Origin of the sequence: Vibrio sp. Vb1337 (assembly GCF_033338715.1) — a bacterium.
Lineage (GTDB): Bacteria > Pseudomonadota > Gammaproteobacteria > Enterobacterales > Vibrionaceae > Vibrio > Vibrio alginolyticus.
This window is the reverse complement of record NZ_JAWOTD010000185.1, coordinates 1-1,170: the sequence shown is the minus strand read 5'-3', so window position 1 is coordinate 1,170 and position 1,170 is coordinate 1. Positions and strand designations below refer to the sequence as shown.

Here is a 1,170-nt window from a genome sequence, read left to right as displayed (position 1 = left end):
TTTTCCGCTTGAGAAACGAAGAAACCACCCACGTTTTTGGTGCCTTGTACCAAAGTGTGTGCAACCACATCGCCTGTTACGCGAGATAACCACTCTTCAATGTCCGGTTTGCAATCGGTCATCAACTGAGAAAATTTCTGCGCCAGTTGAATATCACCTTCAAGTTCAAGCTTGTCTTGCTTAATCAAGCGAGTGATGTTGGCTTGGTCACGCAGCTCAGGCAGCACGCTCAAGTTCAACGAGAGATAGCAGTCAGGCTGACCTTCGTAGTTACCCAGCACATCAATCTGCTGACTGAAAACAAACGTCAGCGTCTTGTCGATTTCTTTGAGGTGAACTTGGATAACTTGGCCCTTGAGACGCGCTAAACGACGACCCAATGCAGGATCGTCTTTAATCAGTGTGTTCAGTGAAGTTTCAATGACAGCGGTGATAAGTGGTTCAAATGGCATGCCGTTAACCCTTAGAATTTGTAACCGCGGTGCAACGCCACAATACCACCCGTTAGGTTGTAGTATTTGGTGTTTTCGAAGCCAGCGTCTTGCATCATGCCTTCCAGTGTTTCTTGGTCTGGGTGCATGCGAATAGATTCAGCAAGGTAGCGGTAGCTTTCTGCGTCATTCGCGACCAATTCGCCCATTTTTGGCAATAGGTGGAATGAGTACGCGTCGTACACTTTTGATAGTGGTTCGAGAACTGGTTTAGAGAATTCCAAAACCAATAGACGACCAACTGGCTTAATGACGAGAAACATTGAACGTACTGCTTTGTCTTTGTCGGTTACGTTACGAAGACAGAAGCTGATGGTGATCACATCGAAGTAATCATCTGGGAAAGGCAGTTCTTCTGCGTTAGCTTGTACGTAGTGTACGTTACCCACAATGCCGTTATCGCGCAGTTTGTCGCGGCCAACATTCAGCATTGAGTTGTTAATATCTGCCAGAACAACGTGGCCTTGGTCACCCACAATACGCGAGAATTTCGCGGTTAGGTCACCCGTACCACCACCTAGATCCAGAATGCGCTGACCAGGACGAGCGCCACTGCAATCGATCGTAAAACGCTTCCAAAGGCGGTGAATACCACCTGACATCAGGTCATTCATGATGTCGTCTTTCGCTGCCACTGAGTGGAAAACTTCGGCAACTTTGGTCACTTTTTCTTCTTTCG

General features: G+C 47.4%; 2 protein-coding genes. Both read right to left on the bottom strand.

Annotated elements, in window-relative coordinates; genetic code table 11:
• Positions 1 to 452, bottom strand: a 452-nt coding sequence (locus tag R7E42_RS24890; RefSeq protein WP_318073219.1) for an SCP2 domain-containing protein, incomplete at its 3' end; no start/stop codon positions are given.
• Positions 453 to 463: 11 nt separating this feature from the next.
• On the bottom strand, positions 464 to 1,170 hold a 707-nt coding region (ubiE, locus tag R7E42_RS24885), incomplete at its 5' end, for a bifunctional demethylmenaquinone methyltransferase/2-methoxy-6-polyprenyl-1,4-benzoquinol methylase UbiE (protein ID WP_318073218.1).